Source organism: Klebsiella michiganensis (assembly GCF_002925905.1).
GTDB classification, from domain to species: domain Bacteria; phylum Pseudomonadota; class Gammaproteobacteria; order Enterobacterales; family Enterobacteriaceae; genus Klebsiella; species Klebsiella michiganensis.
On record NZ_PRDB01000002.1, the window covers coordinates 588,809 to 614,338 of the forward strand.

At 57.8% G+C, this 25,530-nt stretch carries 21 protein-coding genes; 5 read left to right on the plus strand and 16 right to left on the minus strand.

All coding sequences use genetic code 11. The features are described from left to right. Positions 1-47: 47 nt before the first annotated feature. Positions 48-437: a tautomerase family protein gene (locus tag CDA56_RS09930; protein ID WP_102803427.1), complete on the plus strand. Its 390-nt coding sequence runs from the start codon at positions 48-50 to the stop codon at positions 435-437. Here CDA56_RS09930 and CDA56_RS09935 read toward each other — a convergent pair. The 6 genes from CDA56_RS09935 to CDA56_RS09960 all read right to left on the minus strand — a co-directional run bounded on the left by CDA56_RS09935 (position 434) and on the right by CDA56_RS09960 (position 6,540). Then, positions 434-1,438 (minus strand): LacI family DNA-binding transcriptional regulator, encoded by a 1,005-nt coding sequence (locus tag CDA56_RS09935; RefSeq protein ID WP_032693836.1) that lies wholly within the window; start codon positions 1,436-1,438, stop codon positions 434-436. The genes CDA56_RS09930 and CDA56_RS09935 overlap by 4 nt on opposite strands. A gap of 123 nt (positions 1,439-1,561) precedes the next feature. Further along, positions 1,562-2,503, minus strand: coding sequence for a sugar phosphate isomerase/epimerase family protein (locus CDA56_RS09940; RefSeq protein WP_032693837.1), 942 nt, complete (start codon positions 2,501-2,503; stop codon positions 1,562-1,564). Continuing rightward, positions 2,500-2,949 (minus strand): PTS mannitol transporter subunit IIA, encoded by a 450-nt coding sequence (locus CDA56_RS09945; RefSeq protein ID WP_014230008.1) that lies wholly within the window; start codon positions 2,947-2,949, stop codon positions 2,500-2,502. Before CDA56_RS09945 ends, CDA56_RS09940 begins: the two co-directional genes overlap by 4 nt. A gap of 23 nt (positions 2,950-2,972) precedes the next feature. Continuing rightward, positions 2,973-3,983: a Gfo/Idh/MocA family protein gene (locus tag CDA56_RS09950; RefSeq protein WP_014230009.1), complete on the minus strand. Its 1,011-nt coding sequence runs from the start codon at positions 3,981-3,983 to the stop codon at positions 2,973-2,975. A gap of 21 nt (positions 3,984-4,004) precedes the next feature. Beyond that, a complete protein-coding gene (locus CDA56_RS09955) occupies positions 4,005-5,429 on the minus strand; it encodes a sugar porter family MFS transporter (RefSeq protein ID WP_102803425.1) in 1,425 nt (474 codons plus the stop codon). A gap of 379 nt (positions 5,430-5,808) precedes the next feature. Next, a complete protein-coding gene (locus CDA56_RS09960; protein WP_102803424.1) occupies positions 5,809-6,540 on the minus strand; it encodes an HPP family protein in 732 nt (243 codons plus the stop codon). A 185-nt stretch (positions 6,541-6,725) separates the two neighbouring features. Here CDA56_RS09960 and CDA56_RS09965 point away from each other — a divergent pair, with 185 nt between their 5' ends. Continuing rightward, a complete protein-coding gene (locus CDA56_RS09965) occupies positions 6,726-7,835 on the plus strand; it encodes an adenosylhomocysteinase (protein WP_046877346.1) in 1,110 nt (369 codons plus the stop codon). 368 nt (positions 7,836-8,203) lie between these two features. Here the strand turns inward: CDA56_RS09965 and cobS are convergent, their stop codons facing one another. From cobS to dacD, 8 genes are all read right to left on the minus strand, one after another. Further along, positions 8,204-8,944 (minus strand): adenosylcobinamide-GDP ribazoletransferase, encoded by a 741-nt coding sequence (gene cobS, locus CDA56_RS09970; RefSeq protein WP_014230013.1) that lies wholly within the window; start codon positions 8,942-8,944, stop codon positions 8,204-8,206. 70 nt (positions 8,945-9,014) lie between these two features. Next, positions 9,015-9,227, minus strand: coding sequence for a bifunctional adenosylcobinamide kinase/adenosylcobinamide-phosphate guanylyltransferase (locus CDA56_RS09975; RefSeq protein WP_004852374.1), 213 nt, complete (start codon positions 9,225-9,227; stop codon positions 9,015-9,017). Between the two features lie 193 nt (positions 9,228-9,420). After that, positions 9,421-9,756, minus strand: a complete 336-nt coding sequence (locus tag CDA56_RS09980; RefSeq protein ID WP_004103624.1) for a DUF496 family protein — start codon at positions 9,754-9,756, stop codon at positions 9,421-9,423. 168 nt (positions 9,757-9,924) lie between these two features. Beyond that, complete coding sequence (locus CDA56_RS09985) at positions 9,925-10,983, minus strand: FUSC family protein (protein WP_004103626.1); 1,059 nt, start codon at positions 10,981-10,983, stop codon at positions 9,925-9,927. 98 nt (positions 10,984-11,081) lie between these two features. After that, a complete protein-coding gene (gene sbmC, locus CDA56_RS09990; RefSeq protein ID WP_014230015.1) occupies positions 11,082-11,555 on the minus strand; it encodes a DNA gyrase inhibitor SbmC in 474 nt (157 codons plus the stop codon). 81 nt (positions 11,556-11,636) lie between these two features. Further along, positions 11,637-13,124: a group II intron reverse transcriptase/maturase gene (gene ltrA / locus CDA56_RS09995; RefSeq protein ID WP_161952885.1), complete on the minus strand. Its 1,488-nt coding sequence runs from the start codon at positions 13,122-13,124 to the stop codon at positions 11,637-11,639. A 466-nt stretch (positions 13,125-13,590) separates the two neighbouring features. Beyond that, complete coding sequence (locus CDA56_RS10005; protein ID WP_047723374.1) at positions 13,591-15,027, minus strand: capsule assembly Wzi family protein; 1,437 nt, start codon at positions 15,025-15,027, stop codon at positions 13,591-13,593. A 153-nt stretch (positions 15,028-15,180) separates the two neighbouring features. Then, the gene (gene dacD / locus CDA56_RS10010; protein ID WP_064404619.1) at positions 15,181-16,347 is read right to left on the minus strand and encodes a serine-type D-Ala-D-Ala carboxypeptidase DacD; all 1,167 of its coding nucleotides are present in this window, start codon (positions 16,345-16,347) and stop codon (positions 15,181-15,183) included. Positions 16,348-16,527: 180 nt separating this feature from the next. Between dacD and sbcB the strand changes: the two genes are divergently transcribed. After that, positions 16,528-17,952, plus strand: a complete 1,425-nt coding sequence (gene sbcB, locus CDA56_RS10015; protein ID WP_102803423.1) for an exodeoxyribonuclease I — start codon at positions 16,528-16,530, stop codon at positions 17,950-17,952. A gap of 105 nt (positions 17,953-18,057) precedes the next feature. Here sbcB and fusA read toward each other — a convergent pair whose 3' ends face one another. Then, complete coding sequence (gene fusA, locus CDA56_RS10020; RefSeq protein WP_025107724.1) at positions 18,058-20,160, minus strand: elongation factor G; 2,103 nt, start codon at positions 20,158-20,160, stop codon at positions 18,058-18,060. A 238-nt stretch (positions 20,161-20,398) separates the two neighbouring features. Here fusA and CDA56_RS10025 point away from each other — a divergent pair, with 238 nt between their 5' ends. Continuing rightward, complete coding sequence (locus tag CDA56_RS10025; RefSeq protein ID WP_014230020.1) at positions 20,399-20,710, plus strand: ArsR/SmtB family transcription factor; 312 nt, start codon at positions 20,399-20,401, stop codon at positions 20,708-20,710. 18 nt (positions 20,711-20,728) lie between these two features. Here CDA56_RS10025 and nifJ read toward each other — a convergent pair whose 3' ends face one another. Further along, positions 20,729-24,244 (minus strand): pyruvate:ferredoxin (flavodoxin) oxidoreductase, encoded by a 3,516-nt coding sequence (nifJ, locus tag CDA56_RS10030; protein WP_102803422.1) that lies wholly within the window; start codon positions 24,242-24,244, stop codon positions 20,729-20,731. A gap of 404 nt (positions 24,245-24,648) precedes the next feature. Between nifJ and nifH the strand changes: the two genes are divergently transcribed. Beyond that, positions 24,649-25,530 (plus strand): nitrogenase iron protein, encoded by an 882-nt coding sequence (gene nifH / locus CDA56_RS10035; protein ID WP_004852391.1) that lies wholly within the window; start codon positions 24,649-24,651, stop codon positions 25,528-25,530.

The following is a 25,530-nucleotide window of genomic DNA, read 5'->3' on the forward strand; positions in this document are numbered from 1 at the left end:
TTAGCATCTCTCTCACTGAGGTAATCCGACAATAAGGACCATCTGCTATGCCATTACTGACGTTTGATATCATTGAAGGACGCAGCGAAAGCGAGATCAAAACCCTGCTGGATGCGGCACATCGCGCCGTGGTGCAGGCGTTCAAGGTGCCAGAGCGCGATCGCTACCAGATTGTTCACGAAAACAAAGCTCATCATATGATTATTGAAGATACCGGGCTGGGGCTGACGCGAAGCCGGGACGTGGTGGTGGTGAGGGTATATACCAGCCCGCGCAGCGAAGAACAGAAGCAGCTTTTTTATGCCACCCTGCTGGCTGAGCTCCGGGAGCACTGCGGGCTGAGCGGCGATGACCTGATGATCTCGGTAATCAGCAACCATAAAGGGGACTGGAGTTTTGGCCGCGGCGTAGCGCAGTACATCACCGGCGAACTTTAGCCCTGGCGGCGATGGGACTGGCGCACGATGGGTTCCCCGGTGCGCCAGGTCGCCGTCGGCCCTTCAGCTGCATCGATGAGCCGATTCAACGCCTCTTCCACCAGCCGCTCGCGCCGCTGATCGTAAGTAGTAAGCTGCCATTCCGGCGCCGCCGCTTCATCGATATTATCGAAACCGACAATACCCATCGTTAAATCGCGCTCGCGCAGCGCCTGAAGCGCGCCTATCGCCAGAATATCATTTTCACAGAACAGGGCATCCACTCTTTCGCCTGCGGACGTCGCGTCCAGATACTCGCTCATTGCCGCATATCCCCGGGTACGTAAATACTGTCCGGCAACCAGCAGAGTATCAAGCCGGCAACCTGCCTGCTCCAGCGCCGCTTCGTATCCTTCCATCCTCATTAAATGGTGCGAGGCGGTATCCGGCCCTTTCATATAGCCAAAAGTGCGATGCCCCTGCGCCAGCAGCAGTTCGGCAAGCTGTTTTCCGGCAATCCAGCCGTCAATATTGACCACCTGGATTTCCGGATGATCGGTATTACGGCCAATCTGCACCAGCGGAACGCGATGAATTTCAGTGGCAATCGCGATGAGTTCCGGCGTCAGGACCGTGGCCATAAACAAGATACCGTCAACCTGGAGCTGGTAAGCCAGCGCCATCGCCGTGCGGGTGTTTTCTTCGTCGGTAACGTTAATCACCAGCGCCATGTAGCCGCGATTCTGCAGCTGGCGGGTCACTTCGTTAAGCAGTAGCACCATATTGGGATTGCGCAGCTCGTCTACCGCCACGCCGATAATATGCGTTTGCTTTTGCGTCAGGCTACGCGCCAGTAAATTTGGTCGATATCCCAGAATATTAGCGGCTTTCATCACCTCTTCCCGGGTTTTGGGCTGGATAGAAGCCCCGGGGGTAAATGCCCGGGAAACCGTCCATTTGGAGACGCCAGCCAGTAACGCAACGTCGCTGGCGGTCGCTTTTTGTCGTTTAGGGGCGCTCATACTCGGTTTTAACGTTCCTGATAAAAAACATCCAATAGAACGTAAAATACAGCAAGATAAAATCCGCTCAACAAAAAACGCGCCGCGTTCTCCCGCCCCCCGGAGGGAAAACGCGGCCCGTTGTCACTGACTTAATGTGGCGTTGAGGGCATCAATAGACGTCCGTAGCCCTGCTTCAACGCTCATCGTCAGGTCCTCCATCTCCAGCGACACATAACCGTTATATCCGGTCATGCGCAGCACCGAGAAGAACTCTTTCCACCACTTCAAATCCTGTCCACAGCCAACCGCCACGTAGTTCCAGGTGCGGGTTTTGGTCTGCGTAACCGGCTGGTATTCCAGTAAGCCGTCGACATCCGCCAGCCCGCGTTCAATACGCGCGTCTTTGCCGTGGACGTGATAAATCACCCCTTCAAGCTTACGGGCTGCGGCAATCGGGTCTGCCCCCATGGCGATCAGATGCGACGGATCGAGATTCATGCCGATGATGTCGCCAACCGCCTCACGCAGGCGCAGCAGCGTGCTCGGGTTGTAAACCAGCTGGCTGGGGAATTCCTCGAGGGCAATCTGTTCGATGCCGTGTTCAGCCGCATGGCGGGTAAAAGCCTGCCACCAGGGAATAGCAACCTCGTTCCACTGGTAATCGATCACGCCTGGCATATAGTCCGGCCAGGAAACCGTCGAGGTGATCCAGTTAGGGATTTTATCGTCCGGCCCGCCGCCCGGCAGGCCGCTCATCATGACTATCTTTTTCACTCCCAGCTTCGCCGCCAGCTCGACGGTACGGTAGCTGCTGGCGGTGTGCTTCTCGCCAAGGGCGCCGGGGGCCAGCGGGTTACCCGAACAGTTCAGCGCGACGATCTCCATTCCGCGCTTTTCCAGCTCGCCGCGAAACGCCGCCAGCGCTGCCGGAGAAGCCAGCAGTTCTTCAGTTTTAACATGCGGACAAGGCGACCAGCCGCCTGCGGTCATCTCCACGCCCTCAATGCCGTACTGCTTGACGCGATCGAGCATTTCCGGGAACGCCAGGCCGGCGAGAACATCGGTACAGAGTGCCAGTTTCATATTCTATCCTTCTTAAATGAGTGTCCTTCGAGGATCTGCATAAACGCGTCTTTGCTGTCGGCGCTGGCCAGCAGCGTGGTTTTCACTTCGTCATCAAGCAGGTCTGCCAGATCCGCTATAACATCAATGTGTTCATTGTTTTTTGCCGCCACGGCGACCACAAGGAAGGCCACTTTACCCTCCCCCCAGCCCACGCCATCCGGAAACTGAAGCAGCTGGAAACCGGTTTGCCGCACCAGATCAATACCCTCCTTGCTGCAGTGGGGCATGGCGACCCCCGCCCCGAGCCAGGTAGAGAGCGCCTTTTCGCGCTCCACCATTGATTCAAAAAAACCCTCGCTGACGTAGCCGCTGGCCTGCAGGGAATCCGCGGCAATACGCAGCGCCTTTTTCTTTGAATTCGCCCGACAGCCAATAAAAATATCTTCTGGTTTCAGAGTTAACATGCGCCTCTCCCTTCGTTAATGGGTCAGCGGTAGAGCGCCGGACACTCCGGCAGAGAGACGGCGTGCTTTTCGCCATCCTTCAGCGACGCCAGGCCGGCATCACATACCATCGCCACGACAAATCCGTCCCACGATGATGGCCCGCTCATCTCCGCCCCCAGGTTTACCCGGTCAACGAAATTCTGCACCTCGCGATCGTAGGCGGTGGCGAAACGTTCCATGCAGGTTTTGGGGATAGCGCGGCTATAACCCTGCGCCGAACGGACGGTGGTAAGTGCCTGTTCGGTCAACGCGCTGATGGCATTTTCGCCAATCACTTCACAGCGAATGTCGTAGCCGTAATCGCAGTTAACAAACAGCTCATCATCAATACGTACGCCGGATTCAGTTTCAAAAATCACAATCAACGGATCCTGCAGATGCGCGCAGGCTCTGCGCGTTTTCTTCTGCGGTTTATCGACGCGCACCGAAACGATATTTTCGTTAAGCAGATAGCGGATAATATCGATTTCATGGGTCGCCGAATCGTTAATCGCCATCTCCAGGGTGTAGCTCTCCGGCACGGAGGCGTTGCGATGGGCGCAGTGGATGAGCAATATTTCCCCCAGTTCACCGCTATCCAGAGTGGCTTTTAGCTGGTTGTACCCCGGGTCGAAACGGCGCATAAAGCCCAGCTGCAGCATACGTTTGCCGTAGGCTACTTCAGCATCAATAATCGCTTTGGCTTCATTCGCGGTCGGGGTTAGCGGCTTTTCGCAAAACACCGGTTTACCTGCTTTAATGGCCGCCAGAATTTGTTCTTTATGTACCGGGCCAATAGAGCAAATAAAGATCGCATCCACGTCGTCTGATTGAATCATCTCGACTGCATCGTAATAGGGCTGAGCGCCATATTCGCGGGCAATAGCGTCGGTCACATTACGATTGATATCGCAGACGGCGCTGACCCTGGCGTTCTGGATAACCGTCTGGAAACGCTGGAGATGGTCGCGCCCAATCATACCCAAACCAATTAAACCGATATTAACTGTCATATATTCCTCCACGTTGCTAAATCAGAATCTGAATTTTTGTTCAATTTGTTCGAGGGTTAACCCGCGGGTTTCCGGCAGGAACTTCACCAGCAGAATCAGCATTATGACGTTGGTAGCCGCGAAGAAGCCGAAGGTCATTCCGCCGCCGTAGCTGTTGAGTAAAATCGGGAAAATAGACTGAATGATGAAGTCAAATATCCATAAACCGAATACCGCAAAACCCATTCCCAGACCGCGCATCCGCAGCGGGTAGATTTCCGCGAGCATCAGCCAGAATACCGGTGCGATCCAACCCTGCATAAAGGTCAGGAACACCAGCATCAGGGCGAGAATGATGTAGCTGGCACCGGTAAAGTTGGCGTGCAAGCCGCTGACGCCATCGACGGTTTCCATATGGAAGAAGAGCTTGAACGAGAGGCCAATCAACACCAGGCTAAGGGTGACGCCGATCTGTCCGGTAAAGAACATTTTCCGTCGGGAATGCCTGCCAATTAACAGCATCCCCAGTAGCGTGGCCAGAATAGAGACGACGCCATTAGCCACGGCGCCGGTCACCGCCGCCGCATCGCCAAGTCCGGTGGCTTTCAGCACCGTCGGCGCGTAGTACATAATGGTATTCACGCCGGTTACGCGCGTTGCCAGCACAATCATCAGGCCGATCAAAATCAGCTGCAGTACCCATTTTCTCTTCAGCTCGTCAACAAATCGGCCATGGTTGATGCCAATCTGGCTCACCTGCTGGATATCGCGGATCTCCTGCTCCACCTCTTCGGGCCGACGAATCGTTTTCAGCACCGCAACCGCTTTGTCTAATTGCCCCTTACGCACGAAGAAGCGCGGAGACTCCGGCATTACCAGCATACCAATCCACAGCAGCGCGCCGGGTAGCGCCGGAATGGCCAGCATCAGCCGCCAGTTGTGCGACATGTCGGGATAGAAATTGACAATGGAAGCGTTGACGGAGTAAGCGAGAAACTGCCCGGTGACGATCATCAGTTCGTTGACCGTCACCAGCCGTTCACGCTGCGCGGGTCGCGCTAGTTCTGAAATATAAATCGGTACCGTCACTGACGCACAGCCAACCGCCAGGCCAAGAATAAAGCGGGCGATTATCATCGACGACATATCCCAGGCGACGGCGGTACCGAGGGCGCCAAAGATAAAAATCACCGCCACCCACAGAATATTTTTCCGCCGTCCCTGTCGGTCGGACAGCCAGCCGCCGCCGACAGAGCCGATTGCCGCGCCGAATAATAAAAACGATGTCACCAGCCCTTCCTGCAGAGGAGTGAGGCCAAGATCGTTTTTCATGAAAATCAGCGCGCCGGAAATAACCCCGGTGTCGTAACCAAAGCACAGTCCACCGATGGTTGAGACGAGGGTTATTAATCTGATTTTCTTATCATTATCTGTTTTACGACTTTCAGTTATCACATGATCGGTCATTTTGTTGTCCTGTCAGGGATGAGCGTTCTATCGTTTTGTTTTTATGAATAAAAAGATCACATTGCCGAACCAGATACGGCAGGTTCTGGCATCAGGAATACATTTGCACCTTTTTGCACCCGGGTGCATTATTTAACAACTTGTTATACTCTGCCGGATTAAAAAATCCATAAAAAGTTATTTTGAAATATTCATTTCGTTAAGGGCGTCAACTTTTTGCTCATTGAATGGCCAATTTTGTCGATCGCAGTCACGATCCGCAGAGCTTGTTGCTTTCGGGGGAGAAAAATGCCTGGTTCAGGCTAATGGCCGGGGAGGAAGGCAATAAAAAGGGGAACCCGTGGGTTAATCCGCGTTCCCCAGAGAGCCGAAAAGCTCATCAGGATCGCCGGGCGCCGGCGATACGCTGTCTGGCTTTTTGTTCAATATTTTCCAGCAGCTCCTGCACGTCGTCTTCATCGATATCGAGAAACTGGCCGTCCAGCAGGGCCGCGTGAATATCATCGCGGGTCACCGACAGGCCCAGCGGTACGGCTTTGGCCTTTACCTCTTCTGCGGCCAGCGGGTGCGGGTAGCGTCGTCCCACCAGGTTGTTGAAGACGATGGCCAGCAGCGCCAGCATCAGGGAATTGAGCAATACCGGCGTCAGAACAAAGTGGTAGCCTTCACTCTGCACCCCCGCCCCGCCGAGGATCGCCGTTAACGCCACCGCCCCACCCGGCGGATGCAGGCAGCGCAGGAAATACATACCGGCGATCGCCAGCCCCGCCGCCACGCCGCAGGCCAGCGCCAGGTTCGGGATCGCCATTCCCACTGTCACGCCAATCAGCGCCGAGAGCACGTTGCCGCCGACAATCGACCACGGCTGGGCCAGCGGACTGCTCGGGACGCCAAACAGCAGCACTGCCGATGCGCCCATTGGCGCGATAAACCAGATATTGACCTCGCCTAACAGCCAGTGGCTGAACATGCTGGTCACCGCCAGTCCCGTCCCGGCGCCGAGAGAGGCCAGAACAATATGTTTTCTGGCAACCGGCAGGGCGTGCGGCTTGAGGCGACCGAGGAAAATGCGGATCCGCGAAAAGAGCGATCCGGGTAAAACGCTTAACATCGTGTAGCTCGCTTACGTCATAATAAGAACTTATGTTTCATTTTCTTTTTTTAACCTTATTTTAACAACCATGTCTTTGTCGTGGCTTTTCGTCATTCATTTTGTGAATGTAAAAACGGCGCGCGCTACGTTAAAATCCCCTCACCTCTGGGTATCAGCATTCTATGGATTGAAGGTCAAACACGTTGAATAACAAGATAAAATTAGAGAAAGAGATCGCATGGGCCAGTCAGAATATGCCGCGCACCCTGCGTCAGGTCGCCGCCCTGCCGGATCTCAGCCAGGTGCGTCTCGCCTGCTGTATGCACCTCGATATGAAAATGATCCCCCTGGTGCAGGGAATTCTGGAGAAAGGGGCGAAGGTTTTTCTTACCACCTGTAACCCAACGACGGTGCAGGATGACGTGGTCGCCTGGCTGGTAGAGCGCGGCGCGGAAGCCTGCGCCTGGCGGGATATGAGCGACGCCGACTGGCAGCAATCCTGGGAAAAAGCGATTGCCTGGCAGCCGACGCATCTGTGCGAAATGGGCGCGGATATTACCACCCTACTGCATCAGCGCGGGGAGTTTGGCAACATCGTCGCGGGCCTTGAGGCGACCGGCTCTGGCGTTAGCCGCCTGGGCGATATTCGCCCCGGCTACCCGATTTTTAACTGGGATGATTTGCCGGTTAAGGAAGGTCTGCACAACCGTCATATGGTCGGCCTGACCGCCTGGCACACCTTTTTCCAGACGACCCACCTGACCCTGCATGAGAAAAAAGTGCTGGTCATCGGCTATGGTCTGGTTGGCCAGGGGGTTGCGGCGGCGGCGAAGGCCTTCGGCGGCCAGGTGATGGTGGCGGAAATCGACCCGGCGCGGAGACTACAGGCGGCCTACGATGGCTGGCACGTCGTTGAATTACAGGAGGCGATTGCCTCCGCGGATGTGGTGGCCACGGCGACCGGCGGTAAAAAAGTCGTTAACCGCCAGGCGCTGGATAAGTCCAAAGACGGGGTGTTTATTCTCAACGTGGGTCACGTGGCGGAAGAGATTGACTGTGAGTACCTGCGCCAGTTCCGTCATGAAGAGGTCATGCCCTATATCAACGCTTACCGGATGGGCGATAAAACCGTTTATCTGATGGCGAACGGTTCAATGCTCAACCTGACCGCGGGCTTTGGCGATAGCCTGAACGCCTTTGATGTGACCCTGGCGGTAATGGCCAGCGGCATTCAGCATATCGTGACCGACGGCATGACGGCGCCGGCAGATGTTTACCTCCTGCCGCAGAGCGTATGGCAAAAAGCGCTGTAAGCACGTGCGCTGAATAATTTTCCCGGAGGCGGCGCGCTGCGCCTGTCCGGGCTACCAGCCCGCAGACGGTGATGCACCCGTAGCCCGGTCATACAGCAGCGCCACCGGGAAGAAGCCGCACCGATACATTAATCCCGGCACATTCCCCGGGTTGCGGCGCTGCGCGCCTTACCCGGGCTACCGGTCCGCAGACGGCTGTAACCCCGTAGCCCGGCTAAGCGCAGCGCGAGCCGGGAGAAACCACGCCAATCCGTCACTCCGACACATTCCCCGCAGGCGGCGCGCTGCGCCTTGCCCGGGCACCGGCCCGCAGACAGCGGTGGACTGGTAGCCCGGTCAGCGCAGCGCCACCGGGAATAAAACAATGCCTACAGCAGGGCCAGCAGAAATATGACTTCGCCCAGCTCAATCGCCGCGCCTAATGTGTCACCGGTTTGCCCGCCCAGGGTACGCTTCAGCGCCTGACCCAGCGCCCAAACCAGCACCAGAGTGATAAGCGCCGCCCGCAGACCGTTGACCCCGAGCAGCAGCGTCGCCAGCGCCAGCGCGATCCCCATGGTAATCAGCATCTGCCGCAGCGTGATTTTGCCGATAAATAAGTTGCCCAGCCCCTCTTCCCGGGCGTAGCGCTGACGATACATCAGCAGCACCGCCATACCGCGGCCGACGGCGCAGGCGGCAGCCAGCGCGGCAAGCGCCGACGTGCCGCGCAGCGCCACTTCGCTGACCACCAGCACTTTGGCAACCAGCACAAAAATCAGCGCCAGCCCGCCGTGAGTGCCCAGCCGACTGTCGCGCATGATTTCCAGCATCCGCTCGCGGCGGCGGGCGGAAAAGATGCCATCGCAGGTATCCGCCAGCCCATCAAGATGGAACCCGCCGGTCAACAGCGCCAGCGCCAGCACGCCGAGCAGCGCGGCGAGCGGGCCGCCGCACCACGGCTGCAGCAGCATCACAACGGCGCCAGCAATCGCCCCCAGCAGCAGCCCCACCAGGGGAAATGTAATGATACTGCGTTGATATTGTTCAATTTCCAGCCCCTGGGATAAACGCGCCGGGACCGGCAGGCGGCTGATAAATGATAATGCGGTAAAAAAAGACTTAATCATTGAGTGATGACTCCTGTCGATAAACCCCGCGGCAGCGGTTATTCACGCCCGCCACCGACCGTGACCTGACTTATCCGCGCGGCTGCCGCGCGGAGAAAGCCTGCCCGCGTTCTTCCAGCCGCCAGTGGGCAAGCCGGGTATCACGGTGGTGTTGAATGCGCGCGGCCATTTGGTTGTCGGAGAGCCGGGAGGTAGCGATGAAGATCGCCGAAACGAAAGAGTTGAGTAAAGATTCGGCGTCACGGCGTTGGCCGCTAAGCGCGTCGCCGGTCATCAGTATCATCGCGGCGGCACCTGTTGCAGGGACAGCATGAGATAAACCCTTCCGATATCAATATGTTTACGGCGGAAGTATACCAAATTCCTGGGTAAAGGTTCAGCGTCGCGCGGGCGGTTTTGCTAAGGAACTGTGAGGTCACGCAAGAGGAAGAAGAGAAACTCCGGCAGCGAGCGCCGCCGGAGCGCATTAACGGGGCTTACTCGGCAGATTTATCTTCGACTTTCGCTTCGCCCATCGCTTTCAGCTTTTTAGAGATATCGCGACGTTCTTTGGAGATCTCGGCGTTTTTGATGATGTAATCGTCAACGCGATCTTCGTAATCGCTCTTCATGCTGGCGATGATGCCCTGAATAGCTTCAACGCTCATGCCCGGCTTGATGTAGTCGCTCAGGTTGTCCAGCAGCAGTACGCGCTTCTGGTTATCACGGATCTTTTTCTCAACGTCCTGAATTTCACGCTGCAGTTTGTTCTTACGACGGTACAGGCGAACAAACTCCAGTACGTCCTGGAAAGAAGGCTTAGTTGTTTCCATTTTTATACCCCTAATATTTGAGATTCGGATTCGCTAAAGCGACTGCTACATAGGGCTAACATAACTGTTAGCAGCCGCTGATGACAATGTTTTTTCCTTTGCCGTTATCATAACCCTAAACGCTGCTGAATCGAAGCAAGCGATGGAAAAACCACGTGAGTCTGGTCTTTATTTACGCAACGCACGGCAGATTAAATGCGACAGCAGTTCGAGCTGGCGCGCCAGCTCGATAGTTAACCAGACATAACCGTGAATGGGCGTTTCGGAGAAATTGTCGTCCTGCTGCTCTTTGATGAGCTGGCGCAGTTCGGCCACAATTTCGTTGAGCTTTTCATTGTTGGCAAGAATCGGCTGCGGATTGCCCTCATACAATGCGTGGGCGATAGTCAGCAATGTTTGCTGGGTCATTTGCTGAGTTTCGCGCAGCGTATGAGCGTTAAGCATCACGAAGTGGCCGGGACGCGACGCCCAGTAGGCGTTGATTTGCAGCTCCAACATGCACACCAGGTTACGGCTGACGGTCTGGATCGCCTCAAAGATGGCCTTCTGGATATGCGTCTCTTTGCTGGCAGGAGTAATTAATCCGCGCATTTTCACCACGTCGTTAAGCACCTTCTGCATATGCTTTTCCAGACGCGGACGCTCAACGAGGTTCGGCGAGAAGCCCGCCTGATACAGACGGTTGAAGGCGGTGACGTAGCTGGCCATCTGGATGCGCCAGTGCAGGAAAGCCCGCTGCGGCCAGATACCGGTAAACAGCATCGCCAGCAGGGAGCCGAAGATAACGTCGCCGCTTCGCCACAGCGCGGTGGTCATGTCGCCCGGCGGCGCGCCGACCACTACCGCCAGGGTGATGCCGATCAGCAGCGCCTGGTAGGGCTTTTTGCCCAGCGCCAGCCAGCCGCAGAGGAACATCGCCACCGCGCACCACAGCAGCATAATGGGCAGAGAGATAAGCTCCAGCTTGAGCGCCACCAGCCCGAGCGCCGAGCCGAGGATCGTGCCGCCGATACGTTCAAACGCGCGCGGTACGACGTTTCCCCAGAAGGAGATAGGCCCCATCACCACCACCAGGGTGATGAGGGGCCAGGTGCCTTCAGGAACGTTAAGCAGGCGCACCAGCACAAAGGTGAGCACAAAGGCCAATGCTATTCGCACGCCATGGACGATGCGGTAATGGCGATACAGCCGAATTTCAAATGGCTTAAGTGATTTATCCGCGCGCACAACCTACTCCGACACAACGAAAAGGCCAATTGTAACTGCTTTTTCGCCGCAAGCATCACGCGAATGTAATAAACCTTGTCAAACGAAGGGACAATGTTCTACTTCACCGCCGGCTCGACCGCGACATACATATCAATATCCCAGTAGCCGTCCTGGTTACCATCGTTAAGATAGACTTCAAAACAGGGCTTCATCGCCATCTGATGGGTTTTGCTTTCCATCAGGCTCTCGAAGAACTGGTACCACGGCGTCGCAAAGTCAAAATTCTCGACTCTGGCACGGGCAACCGCATAATCCCCGCCGGCGATTTCGGTCATCATCACGCCTTCGCTACCCTCAGGAATCTGGTAGTCGTCCGCCACCGTGACGGCGGTATCGCAGCGCAGCTTTTCCGCCGGGACTTCGTCCGGGTTGTCGTAGTAAACGGCCACCCACTCCTGCGCCGGCACCTGGCTGTTATCGACCCACATCATCAGCTGTTCAAACCCCTGTTTTACCGTCTGCTCCCAGGGACCGACCAGATGAAAACCAGCAATTTTCTTCTTGCCTACGGATTTAACGTTATAGTCCATGCTGCCTCCACTGTTGATAAAATGTCGCGGTAGGGATACCCGTTACCGGGTACCCCCCGCACAGATCCCGGCGTGCGCTATTCACGCACCGGGCTCCTGCCTTGGGTGTCTGGCGGTGAACCGCTCCACAGGCCATGGATGCAGAACCCGAACCTTCGGCAGCCATACGGCTGCCAGTCTGTTTGCTTTCGTCCATGTCGTATCATCCTGCTGGCTCCTGCGCCTCAGCGCCCGTCGCCAGAGGTCTGTTACGTATATCCTGAACTTCCGCATCATGGGATAGTTGCCCGGGACTGAGTGGTAGTTCAGGTATCCCTGAACCACTCTCCTGAGCCATTTTCCCTGTTCGGGGATTGAGTAATGCCAGCGCTTTCGTAGTCCGTCCTTGATCGCTTTCAGTGTCGCCGTCATCCTGTCCCGGCGTGTCTTTCGTATCAGCATGAACCTGCCACTACGATCTTTCCCACTGATATGCGTGAACCCGAGGAAGTTGAACGTTTCTGGTTTACCTTTTCCCCTGCTGGCGCGGTTTTCGGCTGCGAAGCGGCCGAACTCCATCAGTCGGGTTTTCTTCGGATGTACCGTGAGTCCGAACTCCTTCAGTCTGCGCTGCATGGCTATACGAAAGCATTGAGCGTCGATTCGCTTGTCGAACCCGATGACTATGTCATCTGCGTATCTGACCATGACCACATTGCCTGTGGCATGGCGGCGTCGCCACTGATGCGCCCACAGATCGAAGACATAGTGGAGGTAGATGTTTGCCAGCAGCGGCGAGATAACCGCACCCTGTGGGGTGCCTTCCTCCGATGCCCGCCATTCTCCTTCCTCTGAGGTCCCGGCTGTGAGCCACTTTCGTATGAGCCTGATTACCCTCTGGTCGCCGATTCTGTGTTCTATGAACCTGATTAGCCATTCATGGCTTACCTTGTCGAAGAACTGACTGATATCGGCATCCAGTACCCAGTTTACATTGGTCCGAACCAGCCCTGTGGCCAGTGCGTCCAGCGCATTGTGCTGGCTTCGCCCGGGTCTGAACCCGTATGAAAACCCCATAAAGTCATTTTCGTAGACTGCATTCAGGATCTTAACCAGCGCATACTGGACGATTTTGTCCTCCAGTGAGGCGATGCCGAGCGGGCGCTGTTTTCCATCCGCTTTCGGGATGTAGTGCCGCCTGCCGGGCTGAGCCCTGTAACTGCCCTGATGAAGCCTCCGGTGCAGATCTGCTATGTTGACCTTCAGGTTTTCGGCGTAGTCCTTCCACCTGACACCATCAACTCCGGCAGCCGCTTTCCTGCTCAGGGAGAGGAATGCGTTCTCCAGTGCCTCTGCTGTCAGGAGGTGGAACAATGCGGTAAACCGTTCTTTCTTCCGCTGCTTCGCAGCTTCCCGCACGCGTGACAGCCTCTGTGACATACTTTCCCGGCTCTGCGTCCGGCGCATGTGTGGCTGTTCCGCGTTTCCCTTGGCCCCGCTCCTTCGCTCCACTGACTCCGCTCCTTGCGGATTGTTCGCCAGCTTCGCAGCTACTATGAGCAAGTCCGACTTCTCCTCTCCGTACATCACCGGCTTCGGCTCCTCGCCTTCCCGGTGCGGGCCATCTCCGGCACTGGCAGATGGTCAGAGGGGAGATCTCCCGGTTCCCGCGTAAAGATCGTATTGACATGCCAGGGTCTCAGACCCCGCCGGGTCCATATGGCACTCGCAGTAACGCACCCTATGATGTTGCCTTCCGTAAACAGTACAACGTCGGCACCCGGGAATTTAATATACATTTCGTGGCTCAATGGCTGGCCTGTCAACACCCCTGTCAACGCTTCGCCCCATACCTCACGGTATACAACGCATGACTCAGGGACCCTGTGGATTGCTGGTCCTTCAATGGTCGGGGACTTTCACCCCTTGATCTTTACCGGTCTCCCGGCGCACACTGTATGTATATACACATAAATTAGCAGTACTATCACCCACAGTATGTGCGGCAATTCACAAATCCGCGCGGCAAGAAGATGAAAAAATCGCCGCCATACGGTTATAAACTGAACGGTAGCTCAACGCCGATGCTGGCCCCAACATCGTCGCTGGCGCTGTGGTTAGCGTCGGTGTACCACAGGGAGGTATTCAGGCGTACCGTTGGCATAACATCGCCGCTCCAGCCCAGCTGTACGCCCTTCAGCGTATCGGCGCGCGGGAAGGCTTTATTGATTCGCTGGTTTTTTGGATTGACCTCAGCGTAGACCAGCCGCGCGCTCCAGCGCTGATTCTCTTCGGTTACCAGCTCCACCTTACCGGCATATAAACGCCCGTCGCCGCCCATCGCATCGCCCAGCGGATAGCCCTGCTGGTAGTAGCCGTCTTTATAGATAAAGTGGTTATAGATGTAGTTAGTACGGCCCATGTTCGAGCGGGTATCGTGGGCTTCCAGATACCAGTTAACCGCATTGCTGTTCCACTGGTGATGCCCTTCCACGCCGCCAAGATAGAGGTGCGCCGAGGGTAAATATCCGGCTTCGTCCTCGCCAATCATCTGGCCGTAAATGCTCACCGGCCAGCCGAGGGTGGGCGCCAGCTTCAGCTTGAAATCAAAACCGGCCAGCTGGTTGCCGGGATCGTCGGCCGAGTCGCCGGTGTTATCATTGCCGGTGAGGCCGTCCCAGAAGCTGCTGAATGAGGAAGGTCGCCCTTCGCCGCCCCACTGCATAACGCGCGAGGCTCCCAGCTCCAGCGAGGTGAGCGGTGAAAAAGTCAGGCGACCACCGAAGATTTTGGTATGCGGTACGGCTGCGTACTGGTTCATCTGGCTGGCGGAAAGCTGGTACTGCCAGGGGCCAATCCAGCTTAGCCATGAGGTTTCCGGCGCCCGCTGTTCGGCGCGCTGCAGCAGAAAACCGGTCATGGGACGCGCGGCATCGGAGCGGATCAGGCTACCTTCATAGCCCGGCCCCCACCACTGGGGGATTTGCCCGAACGCCAGCCACTGGTTCCACAGCTTAACCGCGCCGTATGCGCCGTTGGCGTTCACGCTCGAACCGTTACTGATGCGCTTGTCGCCTTCAACATTGCCCTGCAGGTGCAGATCCCACCATTCGCCGCTGTTGTTCAGGGCGAGAGAAAGCGACTGGTCGGCGGGGTAAGACTGGGCGAACCCCTGCGGCGTGCCCGGCTTATCAGTGGAGCTGTAGCCGGTAACGCGCACGTCAGCTTTCAGCGCGCTTAATCGCTGATTTACCCGACCCAGTACCACCCGCTCTGCGGACGTTGTCGGATGGGCATTGGCCAGCGCGCGCTTAATCTCCTCTTCGCTCAGAGGCCAGGTCGACAGGCTCAACGAGAGGGTTCCACGGTCGGATAACCAGGCTAAATCATTGCGGAATTCGTTATCGGCCAGAACGAGGCCGGAGGCAAAACCAGAAGTGCTAAAAACGGTGAAAAGTCCCAGAGAAAGCGCACTACGCGCAAAGTATTTCATCTTCCCAGCTCCATTTATGGCGCACAAGCGCCAGGCTTTTTCCTGAAGGGTGACCGGGTAAGGTAATGGAGTGAAAGTAAACGAAGCGCCAACCGAAGCGGCATAATAATCAAACAGCTACGAGATGCCGCTCCGGGCGGAGCGGCGGAGAAGTTACAGTTTTTGATGCAGATAATCGCTAAAGCGCGACAGCACGCCGCCCTTGCCAACGCTTTCCAGCGTCACCAGAGGCCAGTGGGCCACCACTTTATCACCATCGTAAAGGGAGATTTCGCCAACCCGCTGATGGGCGGCGATCGGCGCTTCCAGCACTTTGTTATCCAGCACGTATTTGGCCTTAATGCGCGAGACTTCCGACTTCGGCAGCGCTAGCCAGAAGTCCTGATCGGTCCCCAGCTTAATCTGCTCTTTATCGCCATACCAGATACGCTCAACGCCGACCTGCTTGCCGTCCTGCAGGACCTGGACGGTATCGAAGTTTTGCTGGCCCCAGTGCAGCAGCTTCGCCGCCTGCTGTTCACGCCCTTTCGGGCTGTCGGCTCCCATCACCACCGCAATCAGCCGGCGCTGGCCGTCCACCGCGGAGGCAATCAGGTTGAAGCCGGCGCCCGAGGTGTGGCCGGTCTTCAGACCATCGACGTTCATGGTCTTATCCCACAGCAGACCGTTGCGGTTCTGCTGGGTAATGCCGTTCCAGGTCAGGCTCTTCTGGCTGTACATATGGTAGACGTCCGGCTCGCCGTGAATAATCGCCCGCGAGAGCACCGCCAGATCGTAGGCCGAACTGTGCTGACCCGGCGCGTCCAGACCGTGGACGGTTTCAAAATGGGTATCCTGCAAATGCAGTTTTTCCACGTAGCTGTTCATCAGCGCGACGAACTGCGGCTGGCCGCCGGCGACGTAGTCCGCCAGCGCCACGCAGGCATCGTTGCCGGAGTCAACGATCAGCCCGCGGCTTAAATCGCGTACGCTGACCCGATCGCCGGGCTTAAGGAACATCAGCGAAGAACCATTAAAGACCGGGTTACCCTGCGCCCAGGCGTCTTTCCCGACGGTGACGATGTCGTCAAAGGTGATGCGCTGGCTGTCGATAGCGCGATCGACCACGTAGCCGGTCATGAGTTTGGTCAGGCTGGCGGGATTGCGCTGCTGATGCTCGTTACCGGCGGTCAGGATCTGGCCGGTGGTGTAATCCATCAGCACCCAGGAACCGGCCTGAATAGAAGGAGGCGTCACGTTGACGGGAAAATCATTGGCGGCAAATGCGCAGGAAACGCTCGCAGCGAGCAAAGATACAGCAATAAAAAAACGGCCTTTCAACGGCATATCCTCTAAATTGACAGATTCGCCGTCCTTTTTACGGAACTTCTCGTTTCAAATCAGGGTTTAATTGCAAGAAAATATGACATCGCCGACGCGTGACAAAGGGGATACCCTTCTGATGGCCCGGCAAATCGTTTACCATGAAGGCTGCTCGCCACCAGGAATAATGAACAGATTATGCAAGATAGCGCCAGCCAGCCCGGATTTTTATTTCACGATTACGAGACCTTCGGCACCAGTCCCTCGCTCGACCGACCGTCGCAGTTTGCCGCCATTCGCACCGATGAAGACCTGAATATCGTCGGCGAACCCGAAGTCTTCTACTGCAGGCTCGCCGATGACTATCTGCCGCAGCCGCAGGCGGTCATGGTCACCGGGATAACGCCGCAGGAGGCGAACGCCAGGGGCGACAACGAAGCCGCTTTCGCCCGCCGCGTTCACGATCTGTTCACGGTGCCGAAAACCTGCATCGTCGGCTATAACAACGTGCGCTTCGATGACGAAGTGACGCGCAACATTCTCTATCGTAATTTTTACGATCCCTACGCCTGGAGCTGGCAGCACGACAACTCCCGCTGGGATCTGCTGGACGTGATGCGCGCCTGCTATGCGCTGCGCCCCGAAGGGATCAACTGGCCGGAAAATGAAGAGGGCTTACCGAGCTTCCGGCTGGAGCATCTGACCGTCGCTAACGGCATCGAACACAGCAACGCCCACGACGCGATGGCCGACGTTTACGCCACCATCGCCATGGCGAAGCTGGTGAAAACCCAGCAGCCGCGCCTGTTCGACTATCTTTACGCCCACCGCAACAAGCGCAAGCTGGCGACGCTGATTGACGTGCCGCAAATCAAACCGCTGGTGCATGTTTCCGGCATGTTCGGCGCGGCGCGCGGCAACACCAGCCTGGTCGCCCCGCTGGCGTGGCACCCGGACAACCGTAACGCGGTGATTATGGTCGACCTGGCCGGAGACATCGCCCCCCTGCTGGAGCTCGATGCCGACGCCCTGCGCGAGCGGCTGTATACGCCGAAAAGCGAGCTGGGCGACCTGCCCGCGGTGCCGATTAAGCTGGTCCACCTGAATAAATGCCCTGTGCTGGCGCAGCAAAACACCCTGCGTCCGCAGGATGCCGACCGGCTGGGCATCAATATCCAGCGCTGTCTGGAGAACGCCCAGCTGCTGCGGGCCAATCCGCAGGTACGCGAGAAAGCGGTGGCGATTTTTGCCGAAGCGGAGCCGTTTGTGCCGTCCGATAATGTCGATACGCAGCTGTATAACGGCTTTTTCAGCGATGCCGACCGCGCGGCGATGAAAATCGTGCTCGAAACCGAGCCGCGCAACCTGCCGGCGTTGGATATTACCTTCGCCGATAAGCGTATCGAGCGCCTGCTGTTCAACTATCGCGCACGCAACTATCCCGGCACGCTGGATGAAGCCGAGCAGCAGCGCTGGTTAGAGCACCGTCGCCAGGTCTTTACGCCGGAGTTTTTGCAGGCCTACGCCGATGAGCTGCAGATGCTGTATCAGCAGTATGCGGACGATAAAGAGAAGCTGGCGCAGCTGAAGGCGCTGTGGCAGTACGCGCAGGATATTGTTTGATTGGCAGAAATTCCCGGGTTGCGGCTAACGCCTTACCCGGGCTACAAACGATGGCAGGACTCGTAGCCCGGGCAAGACGCCTCGCGTCGCACCCGGGAACGTTGCTTAGCCTTTGGCGCGGCTGGCGATAATCGCCTCAGCCACGTTGCGCGGGGCTTCCGCGTAGTGGTGGAACTCCATGCTGTAGGTCGCCCGGCCCTGGGACATTGAACGCAGCGTGGTGGAATAGCCAAACATCTCGGCCAGCGGCACGTCGGCGCGGATAATCTGGCTGCCGAACCGCTCCTCCATCCCCTGCACCATTCCGCGACGGGAAGAGAGATCGCCCATGATATTCCCGGCGTACTCTTCCGGGGTCTCCACTTCCACGTGCATCACCGGTTCAAGAATAACCGGGTCGGCCCTGCGCGCCCCTTCCTTGAAGCCAAATATCGCCGCCATCCGGAAAGCCATCTCCGACGAGTCGACGTCGTGATACGAACCAAACGTCAGGGTCGCCTTGATATCCACCACCGGATAGCCCGCCAGCACGCCGGTGCCCATCGCTTCGCGCAGCCCTTTTTCCACTGAAGGGATGTACTCGCGCGGCACCACGCCGCCTTTGGTCGCGTCCTCAAACACGAAACCGCTTCCCGGCTCCAGCGGTTCAAGGGTCAGCACCACGTGACCGTACTGCCCTTTACCGCCGGACTGGCGGACAAATTTGCCTTCCACCTCTTTGACCGTTTTGCGGATCGTCTCGCGATAGGTCACCTGCGGACGCCCGATATTCGCCTCGACGCCAAACTCACGCTTCATGCGGTCGACGATAATCTCCAGATGCAGTTCGCCCATCCCGGAAACGATCGTCTGGCCGGACTCCTCGTCAGTATGCAGACGAAACGACGGATCTTCCGCCGCCAGCCGCTGCAGGGCGATACCCATTTTCTCCTGATCGGCTTTGGTTTTCGGTTCAATCGCCAGCGAAATCACCGGCTCCGGAAACTCCATCCGTTCGAGGGTAATCACCGCATCCGGGTCGCACAGCGTGTCGCCGGTGGTGACATCCTTCAGGCCGACGCAGGCGGCAATGTCCCCGGCGTGCAGTTCGTCCACCTCATGGCGATCGTTGGCCTGCATCAGCACGATGCGTCCGATGCGCTCTTTCTTACCTTTCACCGGATTCCACACCGCATCGCCTTTTTTCAGCGTCCCGGAATAGACGCGGATAAAGGTCAGCTGTCCAACGTAGGGGTCGGTCATCAGCTTGAAGGCCAGCGCCGAGAACGGCTCGTCGTCGCCCGGATGACGTTCAGCGGGCCGCCCTTTCTCATCCACGCCCTGAATCGCCGGGATATCCAGCGGCGACGGCATCAGCTCAACCACCGCATCGAGCATCCGCTGCACGCCTTTGTTTTTAAACGCGCTGCCGCACAGCACCGCCTGGATTTCCCCCTTCACCGTGCGCTGGCGCAGACCGGCGACGATCTCCGCCTCGTCCAGTTCACCGGTTTCGAGATATTTGTCCATCAGTTCGTCGCTGGCTTCCGCCGCCGCCGAGACCATTTTCTCCCGCCACAGACGGGCGGTTTCCACGAGGTCGTCAGGCACCGGCGCATAGCTGAAGGTCATCCCCTGGGTGGCGTCATCCCACAAAATGGCGCGCATTTTGATGAGATCCACCACCCCGGTGAAGTGCTCTTCGGCGCCAACCGGGATCGCAATCGGCACCGGATTGGCCTTCAGGCGATCGATCATCATCTGCACCACGCGGAAAAAGTCCGCGCCGGGGCGGTCCATCTTGTTGACGAAGGCCAGCCGCGGAACGTGGTATTTATTCGCCTGCCGCCAGACGGTTTCCGACTGCGGCTGCACGCCGCCGACGGAGTCGTAAACCATCACCGCGCCATCCAGGACGCGCATGGAGCGTTCCACTTCGATGGTGAAATCCACGTGCCCGGGGGTATCGATGATGTTAATCCGGTGCGGCTCGAAGCTGCGGTCCATGCCGGGCCAGAAGCAGCTCACCGCCGCGGAGGTAATGGTGATCCCGCGCTCCTGCTCCTGCGCCATCCAGTCGGTGGTTGCCGCGCCATCGTGTACTTCCCCCAGCTTGTGGCTCATCCCGGTATAAAACAGGATGCGCTCGGTGGTGGTGGTTTTGCCGGCATCGATATGCGCGGAGATACCGATGTTGCGATAACGTTCGAGGGGGATGGGTCGGGGCATGATGCGTCCTTAGTCATTGTGACTGTTAACAGGCGGCCGGAATTGGCCGCCGTTCATATAACGGCATCTATCATAGTACAACTGTACGAGTATATTCGAACTATTTTTGCTATCGTTACTATTGGTGAAGCTGCGACGACCCGCGTGGCTTTAGAAAAGCAGTTTCGGTATATTACCGGCCAGCCGCCGATACGGGCTGCTGCTCACGGAGCTGCGCCGCCGCCGACACAGGAATATTATGATCGCCAATCACCCCGAACGTGAACAAATTCGCCTCGAAAATGTCCTTTTCGCTCTCGGCAACCCGCTGCGGCTTGAGATTATCCGTATCCTTGCCGACGGCAGCGAGCAGAGCTGTAACGCCCTGCGTCATGAAGATGTGGCGAAGTCGACCATGACCCACCACTGGCGCGTCCTGCGCGACAGCGGTGTGATCTGGCAGCGGCCTCAGGGGCGGGAGAATTTGATTTCGCTGCGCCGGGAAGATTTAGACGCGCGCTTTCCCGGCCTGCTGGATACGCTGCTTAAGGTCATGCAGCACGATAGCTAAAGGCCTGCGCGCCGGCCCCTACTCCTCACCGGCCAGCCGCCGATACTGAGCAAAGCGGGCGCGCGCATCCTCCTCGGTTCTGCTAAAAAGCGCATCCGCGAGATGCGGCGTCGTTTTGTGCAGCGAGGCGTAGCGCACTTCGCCAAGCAAAAAGTCGCGGAAGCTCTCCTCCGGCTCTTCGGAATCGAGCATAAACGGCGTCTTGCCCTCCGCTTCCCGCTGCGGATGATAGCGCCACAGGTGCCAGTATCCCGCCTCAACCGCCCGTTTCGCCTCGCGCTGGCTGCAGCGCATACCGGCTTTCAGCCCGTGGTTAATGCAGGCGGCGTAGGCAATCACCAGCGACGGTCCCGGCCAGGCTTCAGCCTCGGCGATCGCGCGCAGCGTCTGATCTTTATCGGCGCCCATGGCGACCTGGGCCACGTACACATTGCCGTAGCTCATCGCCATCATGCCAAGATCTTTTTTCCGCGTGCGTTTGCCCTGCGCGGCAAACTTCGCGATGGCCGCCACCGGGGTCGATTTAGACGACTGCCCGCCGGTATTGGAGTAAACCTCGGTATCAAACACCAGAATATTCACGTCTTCCCCGCTCGCCAGCACGTGATCGAGACCGCCGAAGCCGATATCGTAGGCCCAGCCGTCGCCGCCGAAAATCCACTGCGACCGGCGCACAAAATAGTCGCGGTTCTGCCATAGCTGCTCCAGCAGCGGCACGCCCTCTTTTTCCGCCGCCAGCCGTTCGCTGAGCCGGTCCGCGCGCTCGCGGGTACCCTCGCCTTCATCCTGCTTCGCCAGCCACTGGCGCATCGCGTCGCTAAGTTCGTCGCTGACCGGCAGCGCCAGCGCGGCGGTCATATCATCGGCGATTTGTTGACGCACCGCCTGGCCGCCGAGCATCATGCCGAGGCCAAACTCCGCGTTATCCTCAAACAGCGAGTTCGCCCATGCCGGGCCATGGCCGCGGTGGTTGGTGGTATAGGGAATCGACGGCGCGCTGGCTCCCCAGATTGAAGAGCAGCCGGTGGCGTTAGCGATCAGCATCCGGTCGCCAAACAGCTGGGTTATCAGGCGGGCATAAGGCGTTTCGCCGCATCCCGCGCAGGCGCCGGAAAACTCCAGCAGCGGGGTTTCAAACTGGCTACCTTTGACCGTCGTCTTCCGGAACGGATTGCTCTTCGGCGTCAGCGCCAGCGCATAGTCCCAGACCGGCGCCATCTGGCGCTGGCTATCAAGAGACTGCATTTTTAACGCCTTGCCGCGCGAAGGACAGATATCCACACAGTTGCCGCAGCCGGAGCAATCCAGCGGCGAAATAGCCAGATGGTAGTGGTACGCCTTCGCTCCCTGAGCGGGTTTGCTCAACAGCCCGGCCGGCGCGGCGTCCTGCTCTTCGCCGTTGAGCAGCGCCGGGCGGATCGCCGCGTGGGGGCAGATAAAGGCGCACTGGTTACACTGCGTGCAGCCCTCCGGCTGCCAGACCGGCACTTCCAGCGCGATCCCGCGTTTCTCCCAGGCGGCGGTGCCCGAGGGAAAGGTGCCGTCTTCCATGCCGACAAACGCGCTTACCGGCAACTGGTCGCCGCACTGGCGGTTCATCGGCTGCAGAATATCGCAGATGAAATCCGGCATCATGGCTGAAGCCTGCGCCACGGGCTCATCCAGCGTCGCCCAGTGCGCCGGAATGGTCACCTGATGCAGCGAGGCCATGCCCAGCTCGATCGCCCGCTGGTTCATCTCGATCACCGCCGCCCCTTTGCTGCCGTAGCTTTTTTCAACCGCCTGCTTGAGGTAATCCGCCGCGGTCTGCGGGTCGATAATCGCCGCCAGCTTAAAGAACGCCGCCTGCATCAGCATATTAAAGCGCCCGCCCAGCCCGAGCTCGCGGGCGATATCCACGGCGTTCAGGGTATAAAAATGGATATTTTCCCGCGCCAGATAGCGTTTAAAGCCGACCGGCAGATGCTGTTCCAGCTCCGCATCGGACCAGCTGCAGTTGAGTAAAAAGGTCCCGCCCGGCTTTAACCCATCCAGCAGGTCATAGCGCTCCACGTAGGACTGCTGCGAACAGGAGATAAAATCGGCCCGATGGATCAGGTAGGGCGAATTGATCGGCCGGTCGCCGAAGCGCAAATGCGAAACGGTAATGCCGCCGGATTTTTTCGAGTCATAGGAAAAGTAGGCCTGCGCGTAGAGCGGCGTTTTGTCGCCGATGATTTTGATCGCGCTTTTATTGGCCCCGACGGTGCCGTCCGAGCCCATGCCCCAAAATTTACAGGCGGTGATGCCGGCATGAGAAACCGCCAGCGTCTGCTGGCGCGGGGGCAAAGAAGTAAAGGTGACATCATCAACAATCCCGAGGGTAAACCCGTCCATCGGCAGCGGTTTATTGAGGTTGTCAAAGACCGCCGCGATATCGTTGGGCAGAACGTCCTTACCGCCAAGCGCGTAGCGGCCGCCGACAATCAGCGGCGCATCGTCGTGGTGGTAGAAGGCGTTTTTCACATCCAGGCACAGCGGTTCAGCCTGAGCGCCGGGCTCTTTGGTGCGGTCAAGGACGGCAATCCGCTGTACGGTTTTCGGCAGCTGGGCGAAGAAGTGGGCCAGCGAAAAAGGGCGAAACAGATGCACGCTGAGCAGCCCGACCTTCTCTCCCGCCGCGTTCAGCGTATCCACCACTTCCTGAACGGTGTCGCAGACCGACCCCATGGCGATAATCACCCGTTCGGCATCCGCCGCGCCGGTGTAGTTAAACAGATGGTACTCCCGGCCGGTGAGCGCGCTGATTTGCGCCATATAGCTTTCGACAATATCGGGCAGCGCCTGATAAAAACGGTTACCCGCCTCTCTTTCCTGGAAGTAGATATCCGGGTTTTGCGCCGTTCCGCGGATGACCGGATGATCCGGATGCAGCGCGTTACGGCGGAAGCTGTCGAGCGCGGCCCGGTCCAGCAGCGTCGCCAGCTGGTCATATTCCAGCACCTCGATTTTTTGAATTTCGTGCGAGGTGCGGAAACCATCGAAGAAGTTAACAAACGGGATGCGTCCCTTAATCGCCGCCAGATGCGCCACCGCCGACAAATCCATCACCTGCTGCACGTTGTTCTCCGCCAGCATCGCGCAGCCGGTCTGGCGAACCGCCATCACGTCCTGGTGATCGCCAAAAATATTCAGCGAATTGGTCGCCAGCGCCCGGGCGCTGACGTGAAAGACGCCCGGCAGCAGTTCACCGGCGATTTTGTACATGTTGGGGATCATCAGTAGCAGCCCCTGGGAAGCCGTATAGGTGGTGGTGAGCGCCCCGGCCTGCAGCGCGCCGTGTACCGCGCCTGCCGCGCCGGCTTCCGACTGCATCTCCATTAAGCGCACCGGCTGGCCAAAGAGGTTCTTTTTCCCCTGCGCCGCCCACTCGTCGACGTTTTCCGCCATCGGCGTGGAGGGGGTAATGGGGTAAATCGCCGCGACCTCGGTAAAGGCATAAGAGATCCAGGCCGCCGCGGCGTTGCCATCCATTGTTTTCATTTTTCCGGACATTGTTCAATCCTCGAAGGTGAGAGGCATCTTCGCCGCCTCAAATAAGCGGCAAACCCAGTTGTTGCCTCAAGCACAGCCTGTGCCAGCTCGCGGATGACAGAATAGTTGGCGCGAATTCAAAGCGTTATGAAGATAAAGGCAACGCAGCGCGCCGAGAGATTGCGTGGAACAAGACACAGGGGACGACAAGCTGTTGAACAGACGACAAACCGCCACAATGGCCCCGGCAGGCGGAATTGTTCTGTTTCCCACATTTGGTCGCCTTATTGTGCCGTTTTGTTTTACGCCCTGCGCGGCAATGAATTAATAAATTCATAAAAATCATATAAATAAATAAACAGGCACGGCTGGTATGTTCCCTGCACTTCTCTGCTGGCAAACACTCAACAACAGGAGAAGTCACCATGACCATGCGTCAATGCGCTATTTACGGTAAAGGCGGTATCGGTAAATCCACCACCACGCAGAACCTCGTCGCCGCGCTGGCGGAGATGGGTAAGAAAGTGATGATCGTCGGCTGCGATCCGAAGGCGGACTCCACCCGCCTGATCCTGCACGCCAAAGCACAGAACACCATTATGGAGATGGCCGCGGAAGTCGGCTCGGTCGAGGACCTCGAACTCGAAGACGTTCTGCAAATTGGCTACGGCGACGTGCGCTGCGCGGAATCCGGCGGCCCGGAGCCAGGCGTCGGCTGTGCGGGACGCGGCGTGATCACGGCGATCAACTTTCTTGAAGAAGAAGGCGCCTACGAGGACGATCTCGATTTCGTGTTCTATGACGTGCTCGGCGACGTGGTCTGCGGTGGCTTCGCCATGCCTATCCGCGAAAACAAAGCCCAGGAGATCTACATCGTCTGCTCCGGCGAAATGATGGCGATGTACGCGGCCAACAATATCTCCAAAGGGATCGTTAAATACGCTAAATCCGGCAAGGTGCGCCTCGGCGGCCTGATCTGTAACTCACGCCAGACCGACCGTGAAGACGAACTGATTATGGCCCTGGCGGAAAAGCTCGGGACCCAGATGATCCACTTTGTCCCCCGCGACAACATCGTGCAGCGCGCGGAGATCCGCCGCATGACGGTGATCGAGTATGACCCCGCCTGCCAGCAGGCCAACGAATACCGCACCCTGGCGCAGAAGATCGTCAACAACACCATGAAAGTGGTGCCGACGCCCTGCACCATGGATGAGCTGGAGTCGCTGCTGATGGAGTTCGGCATCATGGAAGAGGAAGACACCAGCATCATTGGTAAAACCGCCGCCGAAGAAAGCGCGGCCTGA

Coding starts and splice junctions, on each gene's coding strand:
- nifH (WP_004852391.1), top strand. CDS start 24,649: ATGACCATGCGTCAATGCGCTATTTACGGTAAAGGCGGTATCGGTAAA.
- nifJ (WP_102803422.1), bottom strand. CDS start 24,244: ATGTCCGGAAAAATGAAAACAATGGATGGCAACGCCGCGGCGGCCTGG.
- sbcB (WP_102803423.1), top strand. CDS start 16,528: ATGCAAGATAGCGCCAGCCAGCCCGGATTTTTATTTCACGATTACGAG.
- CDA56_RS09960 (WP_102803424.1), bottom strand. CDS start 6,540: ATGTTAAGCGTTTTACCCGGATCGCTCTTTTCGCGGATCCGCATTTTC.
- CDA56_RS09980 (WP_004103624.1), bottom strand. CDS start 9,756: ATGGAAACAACTAAGCCTTCTTTCCAGGACGTACTGGAGTTTGTTCGC.
- sbmC (WP_014230015.1), bottom strand. CDS start 11,555: ATGGACTATAACGTTAAATCCGTAGGCAAGAAGAAAATTGCTGGTTTT.
- CDA56_RS09975 (WP_004852374.1), bottom strand. CDS start 9,227: ATGATACTGATGACCGGCGACGCGCTTAGCGGCCAACGCCGTGACGCC.
- CDA56_RS09940 (WP_032693837.1), bottom strand. CDS start 2,503: ATGAAACTGGCACTCTGTACCGATGTTCTCGCCGGCCTGGCGTTCCCG.
- CDA56_RS09950 (WP_014230009.1), bottom strand. CDS start 3,983: ATGACAGTTAATATCGGTTTAATTGGTTTGGGTATGATTGGGCGCGAC.
- CDA56_RS10005 (WP_047723374.1), bottom strand. CDS start 15,027: ATGAAATACTTTGCGCGTAGTGCGCTTTCTCTGGGACTTTTCACCGTT.
- CDA56_RS09930 (WP_102803427.1), top strand. CDS start 48: ATGCCATTACTGACGTTTGATATCATTGAAGGACGCAGCGAAAGCGAG.
- cobS (WP_014230013.1), bottom strand. CDS start 8,944: ATGATTAAGTCTTTTTTTACCGCATTATCATTTATCAGCCGCCTGCCG.
- CDA56_RS09935 (WP_032693836.1), bottom strand. CDS start 1,438: ATGAGCGCCCCTAAACGACAAAAAGCGACCGCCAGCGACGTTGCGTTA.
- CDA56_RS09955 (WP_102803425.1), bottom strand. CDS start 5,429: ATGACCGATCATGTGATAACTGAAAGTCGTAAAACAGATAATGATAAG.
- CDA56_RS10025 (WP_014230020.1), top strand. CDS start 20,399: ATGATCGCCAATCACCCCGAACGTGAACAAATTCGCCTCGAAAATGTC.
- CDA56_RS09945 (WP_014230008.1), bottom strand. CDS start 2,949: ATGTTAACTCTGAAACCAGAAGATATTTTTATTGGCTGTCGGGCGAAT.
- fusA (WP_025107724.1), bottom strand. CDS start 20,160: ATGCCCCGACCCATCCCCCTCGAACGTTATCGCAACATCGGTATCTCC.